This is a genomic window from Ruegeria sp. YKSF131, assembly GCF_059612645.1.
Genome location: NZ_JBXWQZ010000101.1, coordinates 1 through 8,216 on the forward strand (window position 1 = coordinate 1; position 8,216 = coordinate 8,216).

Genomic DNA, 8,216 nt, shown 5'->3' on the forward strand with positions numbered 1-8,216 from the left:
ACGCGACGCTTGCTTCACCGCAAATCCGCCGCATAATCACATGAACCAGATGAGCCAGACCCTCTCTTAGCTCACGCCGCCATCTGTCCCAAAATCCCTGACGACGGACAAGTGGTTCTTCCGTTTGGGCCATAGATCCAATCGACGGCACAACCAACTATATGCACGGGTTACCTGACTGGGCAGTCTCGATCGGGTATTGCCGGGACGGAGAAATCAAATTTGGGGCTGTCTTCGCTCCGGATGTCGCGATGTTTGGTTCAGCGTGTGCCGGTAAGGGTGCAAGCCTGAACTCTTGCGAAACAGGCGTTTCAAGTTGCGAGCTTGCGAGTGATGCGCTGGTTCTATTGGGACGATCCGCGCGCCACGGCGCCGACGACTATCTCGATCAAGTCCAGAGACTGATCGACCATGGCATGGAATATCGTCGAAACGGATCTGCCGCTTATAGCTTGCTTACCGTTGCCGCTGGACGGGCCGATGCGTTTTTTGAAGCACATCTCAATCCTTGGGACGCCATTGCCGGAATGCTCATTGTGGAGGAGGCAGGTGGCAAGGTCGATTTCCCCCCATATTCCGAATTCATTGAAAGAGGGGGGGCTGTCTTGGCCAGCAATTCTAAACTTCACGACCTGACAAAAGCAGCCATCCACGGGTAAGATGATTTCGGAGCCGCTTGCTATCTATACCTATCATAAGTTTCAAACGGCTTTGTCGCAAACTTTTGGCTATGCGGCCGAAATGACCACGTGACAAGCCCAAGCCTCACCCCTCTCATTCACACACAAATAACTTGGCAATGCCGTTGAAACAATTACCTGTAAGGTCGTCTTCCGCTTCAGAAGCTATCGAAGAAACTCTCCTGCAAAGGGGGTGAGGCAATGTAATCCTTTGAGTTGGGGTTGCATCCCCAAGGATGGCTTTGTTGCACAGATCAGGGTTTGAGCGCGCATCCCCTTTCCCTGGACGGACTTTTACAATTCCATCTCAGGATCAAACCAGATCGATAGCGAACCACGCTGCCTAAGCGCCGTGTTGTACGAAGGCCAGTTCATGGTCTTGTACGTCGTAGCGGACCAACTGCTCATACCTCATAGCTACCCCACTGGATTCAAACAGGGAATCCCTCACGCCAATTGTGCAACAAAGCCTTTCGGAAGTAGAGAAGACCGGGAATGTCAGCTTCACGGCTTTAACCAACCGTTCGTACGCGATTCGGCGAAATAGCGTTTCGAACCCAACCTGTACCCTGGATTTTATTGGTGCATGCGCTTGCAGCTGGAACAACGCTGCAACTGCCGAATATCTTGTGCGGCCAAGCAGCGGAAAACCTGTCATTCATGCAAATCGCCGCGATGCTCGCGGCTGCAACACACAGTTCGCTCAACAAAGCCATCCTTCGCTTCATCTGCAACAGCTATCGCCTAGCTGAATTGGTGGACACGGGACCGTGGCATATGAACAGTAAACACAACAGTCGCCTTCCAATGGCTTCAAAACTGTTTTGCACGATTTGCATTCATAGAACCACTGGCAAGCATCCGTTGGCATTTCCTCGGTTTCGCTGTGGCCGCAGTTCGGGCAAGTCAGGGTGCTTTCCAGGACTACAGTTTGTTTTGTCATAGTCTCACATCTTCATGATCAGGTAATCGTTAATCCGTGCCTCGTTAAACACAACGACCCAAGCCACGCCGGTGATCAGAGTCGTTCCTGCAAGCCGCCATTTCAACGTCGGCAAGGAACCGCGCTGATAAGATACCAGCCACGATATCGCGACGAGCGCCGTTGAAATCGTCAGCACATAGTAACTCGCTGCGGCAAGCTTTCCAAAGATTGCCAACCAACTGCCGCCCAGCCCCATTAACATCACTATCATGGGCAAAACGCAGCAAGTCGCGACGCCAAGTGCTGATAGAGATCCCAAGTAGCTGAGGCTAAGGTATTTCTGCATTCCGTTTCCCTCATGAACCATGACGTGCGGAGTTGTGGAGACAGCAACTTCTCGTATAACTTCTGTAGCCACTACAGGATCAAGGCAGGAAATCTCACATGTTTGCGATTGGGGAAGCATCCCGGCAAAGCGGAGTCGGAATTGAAACTATCCGCTATTACGAACGCGAAGGGATCGTGCCTAAACCAGAAAGAGCATCGAATAATCGACGCATGTACGCCGCGCACGATGTTGGACGGCTTCGTTTTCTACGGAAGTGCCGAGACTTGGGTTTTTCGCTTGCCGATGCAAAGGTGCTTCTCAACCTGTCCGAAGGTGATAGCGAGGATTGCCAATCCGTTAAGGAACTGGCCGAGCTTCATATCTCCAATGTGCGTATGAAGATAAACGAACTTAAGCGATTGGAGGCCGCCCTGAATGAACTTACGGCCAACTGTAAAATCGGGAACGTTTCTTGCCCGATGCTTGCGCAGATACGGACCTACTAATTGCACTTTGAGGCTCGCAGTCGCCCTATGCCAACGCAGCATGACCCAAGATTCGGGCCGCGCAAAATCTGCCGTTCGTTAGAGAGGTCAACTCGTTGGTTTAGCAATGTTTCCACCAATCAATGACATTTGTGCCTCGCCGCAGTGTTCTTGTAGCGCGCGGTGAATTCGGACAGTCAGCCCTACCTGCCGTATCTGAGCAATCAATTTGCTGCATACGCACTGGGCAGGTTTTATCACAGAAGCCGACTTCTGATTTCCGAACCACAGAGCAATGGTCCTGCTTATCTTTGTCCAAACTTGGGCTAGGCAGACGCAGATCTTCTGTCGCTTTCCATTGTATCAAGACTTGTATCGTGTGTACGCTAAGCCCATATACGCAAGGCTCACGTTTTTCTTTTTCGACCTGCTGTCTCCCAAATTCGGCGTTCAGTCTTTCGATTCAGACCGACCACGCCGAGTCGCCGCAATAATGCGGGCGGCAAGTATTAGGAGACTTCGACCATGGCAAATGGCACAGTAAAATGGTTCAACTCGACCAAAGGTTTTGGCTTTATCGAACCTGAAGGTGGCAAGCGCGACGTGTTCGTGCATATTTCAGCACTTGAACGTTCCGGCATCAGCGAATTGAAGGACGGCCAGAAGGTTACCTTCGACGTCGAAGCTGGCCGTGATGGTCGCGACAGCGCTGCCAACCTGGCACTCGCATAGCCTGCTACGGGCACCCTTCTGGGGTGCCCGAATGCTCAGGGGGTTCCTCAGAGGCGTTGGAGAACAAGTCAGTTGCAACAGCAGGAATTGACCCGGGCGCTCGCGCAATACCGTGTGCCTGATACGAAGCGTAGCGTTTTTGAGCTGGCAATCACCGTCATTCCCTTTTTCGCGCTATGGGGCGCAGCGTGGTTTGCGTTATCTTTTAGTGTCTGGGTCGCGGTTCTACTGGCCATCCTGAACGCCGCATTTCTGGTGCGTCTCTTCATCATCATGCATGATTGTGGTCACGGATCTTTCTTTAGAAACCGCACCGTTTGCAATTGGACCGGTCGGGTCCTGGGTGTTCTCGCCCTCACACCCTATGACGTCTGGCGGCAAAGCCATGCGATCCACCACGCCTCAACCGGCAACCTTGATCGGCGCGGGATGGGCGATATCCCTACGTTGACTGTAGAGGAATACCTGAAGCGAAAGTGGGCCGGTCGTGCCGCTTACAGGTTAATACGGAACCCCTTCTTCCTGTTCTGTATCGTACCGGTCTACACGTTCTTTCTTCAAAATCGCTTGCCCTTTGGTTTCATGCGGTCAGGCTGGCTGTATTGGGCAAGTGCAATGGGAACAAACGCCGCGATTGCGGTGGTCCTGGCTCTGATTTTTTGGACCGGAGGCATGGATGTACTGGTTTATGTATTCCTGCCAACCATGATCGTCGCCGCGTCGATTGGTATTTGGCTTTTCTACATTCAACACCAGTTTGAACACACGACCTGGGAGCGGGAAGAAGGGTGGAATCTTCAGAACGCAGCATTCTATGGAAGTTCTCACTATGCCCTGCCAGGTATCCTGCGGTGGTTCTCTGCCAATATTGGTGTGCACCATGTTCACCACCTTGCCAGCCGCATACCTTTTTACCGGCTTGACGAAGTTTTGCGCGACCATTCCGAGTTGGAAAATTGCCAGCGTATTACTTTGTTCGAGAGCTTTCACTGTGCACGATTGCATCTTTGGGATGAAGAAGGTCAGCGCCTGCTGGCATTTTCCGAGGCTTTGTCGAACGCCAATCTCAAAAAGAGTTTAGTGTAGTCTGGCACGGACCAAATAGGCTTCAACCGTATCACCGCCTAGGGCGCGAATGGCCTCTAGTCGGTGAAGGCCTTCAATCAGCACGAACCGCTTGTTGTCCGCACGTATCTGGATCGGCGTCTTCTGGCCATTCTTCAGGATATCTTCTGCCAGCGTCAGAACCTTTTGTTGATCAAGTGTTTTGGCCCGTTTCACAGGTACATAGATCAGGTCGAGCGGATATGGTTTTTTCTCCAACATAAGCTACGTGTGCGCCTTTCTTGCGTTTATTCCGGTTCGAAGTTCGCTTCAAAGGCAGGCGCTGGAACGTGCGTCATAGAACCGAACGAACAGCATCGCGCAGCTCCTGATGCATGATCCAAGTCGCTGGTTCATCGTCACTTTTGACGTGAGAAAATGCCAATACCTGAGCGGCGCCATCATTCTGTGCCGATCCGGCTTCGGGAAGCTCGAGTTCCAGATATTCTGCAATCAATAGCCCGATTTTCTTGAAGACCTTGACGGACGCCTCGCGCGATTTGTAACCAGCTGCCTTAGTTAACTGACCAATGCTCAGTCCTTCCTTGCCTGCGATTGTAAGTGCTTTGAGCATGGTGACCTGCGCAGTGGAGAGCCTGATCTGGCGCAATGCTTCGACATATTCTCCTTCACTGGGAATGAAGTTGCCGGAGTTCGCCTCCAAACGACGTCGAGCGCTGCGTTTCCTGTCTCGCTCTTCGAGAATTTCTTTTAAGGCTTCAATGGCCAATGACGGTGTTTCGCCAACTGCATCAGCAATCAAACCTTGCGTTTTCGCTGGTGGCTTGGGGAATGCGCGCGCAACGCTGTTACCGCTCAGAATGCCAGCCTTAATCAAGTACTTTCCAAATTCTACTTCGATCACTTCTGATACGTCAGCGTTCCGCGTCTTGCGAACACTGCGGTCCTGAAATGCTCTTTGTTCCAGACCACGCACTGACATCTTTGAGTCAGAAAGGGTCACTTGAGGGGCATTTTTACGCATCAGAGAAACACCACTACAATTACCGCTGCAACAAACACTGCTAACGCTATAGATATCTTAATCCCGTGGGACCGGCGACGCGCCTTTTCGGCTTTGATCCTTTTGCCAAGATTTTCGTCAATCGAGTTATGGTTCACGGCTTGGTCCTTCCGGATTTGTCAGGCGATATTGATTTCCACGAACCTATTTTCGCGGAATTTTTTCGGCGCACTTATCGTTCTGTCGTGTGAACGGCCGATTGCATTCCCAACCATCACCTCTTCGATTCAAATGAGCGTTTGAAGGAACAAGGATCGCATCGCACCTGTCCCGGTTTGCGCGAAAACCACGTTCGCATTTCCATCCAGAGTAGGAATCTGGTTCAAGATACGCATGCTGTGGAACAGCCACAGGCTCACAGCCGCTCTCCGCTGCGTTGTAACCTCTGAGGCATACCCAACCATCCGAGCTTTTTTTATCGCTCAGACGACCGTTTTTTGGGACTTCTATTGCAACACAATCCTGGTTCTCCTTACGAAATCCCCAGTTGCAGTGTATTTCCTGTGCGCCAAACCTGGTTTCGACGTATCCATTTTGAGGTGCGATCAGTTCTTCGCATTTTTCTTCGACACGCTGGAACAGCCGATTGCACTCCCACTGATCTCCGGTTGATGCAAGATAGGCATTTTCAGGAACTCTTATTTCCTCACAGAGATCTCCGACATTCTGAAAACCGTGATTGCATTCCCAGCCACTGCCATAGGAGCTACCTGTCAAATATGCGTTTTCTGGTAAGTCTGTTCTTTGGCACGATCCATTCTTGTTTTCGAAACCTTCGTCACAAACTGATCCATCGGCATTGCCTGCGACTTGGGCAGGAAGCTTTGTTCCTGAGAGCGACACCAAAAGTGCTGGGATCAAACAAAGAATGCAGCGCGTAAACACGATGAATGACTGATTGAAGCGGAGCCTGAGACCTGATCTATCGGCCATCAAGCACGCAATTAATGAGCCATGTGCTGTTCATACGGCGCCTTCTTTCATGGGTCACGCGGTGACTGGTGCATGTCAGGTGACAGTTGCGAATGCTTGCGAGGAACGAGCTCATAGCGAAGACCCCAGCGAAACCCGTTCCTGTGCTGGGCACATGCTACAATTAGTCTGAAGGCCATTGGATCATCGAAGCCGGCAGCATCGCGACGACGAGTAATTTTCACCAATGCACTTTAGTGGTCCTTAGCCAGCATAGAGTCAAGGAAGTTTCCCTCGTCGCAACGCTAACTCCACTAGGGCAGATAGTTTTTGAAACGGCATTGCCAAGTTATTCGGCGAGATTGTTGAGGCTAGATATTGCGCCGGGCGCCGGGCTTGCGTTGGATCACAGCGAAGTGATGTCACCAGTCATAGATCACGCTGCCGGATTTGTGGTGTGACAGATCGATGATGCGATCGTGGGCACAAACGGTCTGGCCTTCCGCCAAAACGACCAACCGTTCCGTGTAAACATGCCGGCAGATACAGCAGTTTATGAGGCTGGCCGGGCCGCTGTAGCGATTGCGCTCGAGGGTGACTATGATACGATTTAGACGTAGGTGACATCGATGATTTCGTCATCGGTCAGCTACAGGCGCCACCGATTTCCACCTCAGATCATCGCGCAAGCGGTGTGGCTGTACGTTCGCTTCAATCTGAGCCTGTGGGAAACTGAAGAGTTGATGCTGCAGCGGGGGATCGATGCTTCTTACGAAACCGTCCTGCGTTGGTTCTTCAAGTTCGGGCCGGCGGTAACTCGAAACCTGCGGCAGAGACTGAACCGTCCTGGCGATGTCTGGCATCTCGATGAAGTTGTTGTGAGACTCTATTGTCGCGAGTATTGGCTTTGGCGCGCGGTTGATCAGCATGGCGTCGTGCTGGACGAAATACTCCAACCGAAACGGGACAAATGGGCTGCAAAACGGCTGTTACGCCGCCTGATGAAGCGTCTTGGTTTCACTCCCAAGCGGATCATCACGGACGTGCTGCGCTCGTATGGTGCCGCCAAGCGAGAGGTAGCGCCGGGTCTGGAGCATTGGTCGCACAAGGGCCTCAATAACCGCGCCGAAAACAGCCATCTCCCATTCCGAAAGCGAGAAAGGACAATGCAAGGCCGTCGCTCTCCAGCAGGGTTGCAAAGGTACATGGCGACACACTCCGCAATCCGCAACCGCTCCAGCGTCCCCGCTCGCCGCCGCTCCGCCTGAACAATTCGATATCACCGCCTCGAAGCAATTGACGCCTGGAATGCCGCCACTCAAGCAGCCTGAATTTTATTAAACAGTATTCTTTGCTTGATCGCGAGCTAACGTAACAACACCGGGCAGGTCAGTTTTATTCAGATGGGAAGGTTCAGTTCGGTAACTGTAACTTACAGTTTCGAACCTCCAGAATGTTCTCAATCTTCCACAGTTAACCAGAGGACGGTTAACAAATCTCATACCGTCGGATCTCAAACGAACAACTCACCGAGGTAAGACAATGTCTGGAAGAATGGTAATAAAACCCGCGGCGATCGCAATGACCACAGTGATGGCGTTCACCTCTGTTCCTGCTTTCGCAGCAGACTGGAATGGCAGCTACGTCGGAGCCCGTTTTGGCTATGGGAACCTTGCAGAGGACTTGGACGGCCATGGCGACTTGGTTGGACTTCATGTGGGTCGCGATTGGGGAATTGACGGTAGTTGGGTAGCTGGTCTTTCAGTTGACTCTAGCTACTCCAATGTTTCCGCAGGTATTGGCGACTTGGACAGCTTGAGCCGCATCAAAATTCGGGGTGGCTACTCTTTTGGAGACACCTTGGCCTACGTAACGACCGGCTCAGCTTACGCTGCGAGTAGTGCAACCAATGACCGTCTGACGTCAGCGCCAATGGGACAGTTTAGGTCGATTTGATAAGAGAGGGTTTCTGGCTCATCGTAACCGCCAAGGAGTGGAGATGAGAAAGAAACCCGGAACCAAGCGG

The 8,216-nt window shown here is 51.9% G+C and carries 9 protein-coding genes and 4 pseudogenes; 6 read left to right on the forward strand and 7 right to left on the reverse strand.

Annotation, left to right across the window (positions count from 1 at the left end; translation table 11 throughout):
- Positions 1–122: 122 nt before the first annotated feature.
- A pseudogene (locus tag AC2FLZ_RS21170) lies at positions 123–659 on the forward strand (inositol monophosphatase family protein); the annotation flags it as partial.
- A 324-nt stretch (positions 660–983) separates the two neighbouring features.
- Here the strand turns inward: AC2FLZ_RS21170 and AC2FLZ_RS21175 are convergent.
- The 3 genes and pseudogenes from AC2FLZ_RS21175 to AC2FLZ_RS21185 all read right to left on the reverse strand — a co-directional run.
- A pseudogene (locus AC2FLZ_RS21175) lies at positions 984–1,088 on the reverse strand (IS5/IS1182 family transposase); the annotation flags it as partial.
- Between the two features lie 316 nt (positions 1,089–1,404).
- Complete coding sequence (locus tag AC2FLZ_RS21180) at positions 1,405–1,623, reverse strand: GDCCVxC domain-containing (seleno)protein (RefSeq protein WP_480520996.1); 219 nt, start codon at positions 1,621–1,623, stop codon at positions 1,405–1,407.
- A gap of 4 nt (positions 1,624–1,627) precedes the next feature.
- Positions 1,628–1,951 (reverse strand): hypothetical protein, encoded by a 324-nt coding sequence (locus AC2FLZ_RS21185; RefSeq protein WP_480520997.1) that lies wholly within the window; start codon positions 1,949–1,951, stop codon positions 1,628–1,630.
- A gap of 98 nt (positions 1,952–2,049) precedes the next feature.
- On the opposite strand from AC2FLZ_RS21185, the gene AC2FLZ_RS21190 reads away from it, so the two are divergent.
- From AC2FLZ_RS21190 to AC2FLZ_RS21200, 3 genes are all read left to right on the forward strand, one after another.
- Entirely contained in the window at positions 2,050–2,439 is a 390-nt protein-coding gene (locus tag AC2FLZ_RS21190) for a MerR family transcriptional regulator (protein WP_496809070.1), read from the forward strand.
- Positions 2,440–2,943: 504 nt separating this feature from the next.
- A complete protein-coding gene (locus tag AC2FLZ_RS21195; protein ID WP_480473585.1) occupies positions 2,944–3,150 on the forward strand; it encodes a cold-shock protein in 207 nt (68 codons plus the stop codon).
- 87 nt (positions 3,151–3,237) lie between these two features.
- Entirely contained in the window at positions 3,238–4,236 is a 999-nt protein-coding gene (locus tag AC2FLZ_RS21200; RefSeq protein WP_496882738.1) for a fatty acid desaturase, read from the forward strand.
- On the opposite strand, the gene AC2FLZ_RS21205 is transcribed toward AC2FLZ_RS21200, so the two are convergent.
- The 4 genes and pseudogenes from AC2FLZ_RS21205 to AC2FLZ_RS21220 form a co-directional block, all read right to left on the reverse strand.
- Positions 4,228–4,476: a ParB N-terminal domain-containing protein gene (locus AC2FLZ_RS21205; RefSeq protein WP_480473583.1), complete on the reverse strand. Its 249-nt coding sequence runs from the start codon at positions 4,474–4,476 to the stop codon at positions 4,228–4,230. The two genes, AC2FLZ_RS21200 and AC2FLZ_RS21205, sit on opposite strands and share 9 nt — an antisense overlap.
- Positions 4,477–4,549: 73 nt before the next feature.
- Complete coding sequence (locus tag AC2FLZ_RS21210) at positions 4,550–5,239, reverse strand: hypothetical protein (RefSeq protein ID WP_480473582.1); 690 nt, start codon at positions 5,237–5,239, stop codon at positions 4,550–4,552.
- Positions 5,240–5,422: 183 nt separating this feature from the next.
- Entirely contained in the window at positions 5,423–6,211 is a 789-nt protein-coding gene (locus AC2FLZ_RS21215; protein WP_480521003.1) for a hypothetical protein, read from the reverse strand.
- Positions 6,212–6,615: 404 nt separating this feature from the next.
- A pseudogene (locus AC2FLZ_RS21220) lies at positions 6,616–6,792 on the reverse strand (IS21 family transposase); the annotation flags it as partial.
- A 27-nt stretch (positions 6,793–6,819) separates the two neighbouring features.
- Between AC2FLZ_RS21220 and AC2FLZ_RS21225 the strand changes: the two are divergent.
- Positions 6,820–7,521 (forward strand): annotated as a pseudogene (locus AC2FLZ_RS21225) (IS6 family transposase).
- 250 nt (positions 7,522–7,771) lie between these two features.
- Positions 7,772–8,146 carry a hypothetical protein gene (locus AC2FLZ_RS21230; RefSeq protein ID WP_496882739.1) on the forward strand — a complete coding sequence of 125 codons (375 nt, stop codon included), beginning with the start codon at positions 7,772–7,774 and terminating at the stop codon, positions 8,144–8,146.
- The last annotated feature ends 70 nt before the right edge of the window (positions 8,147–8,216 follow it).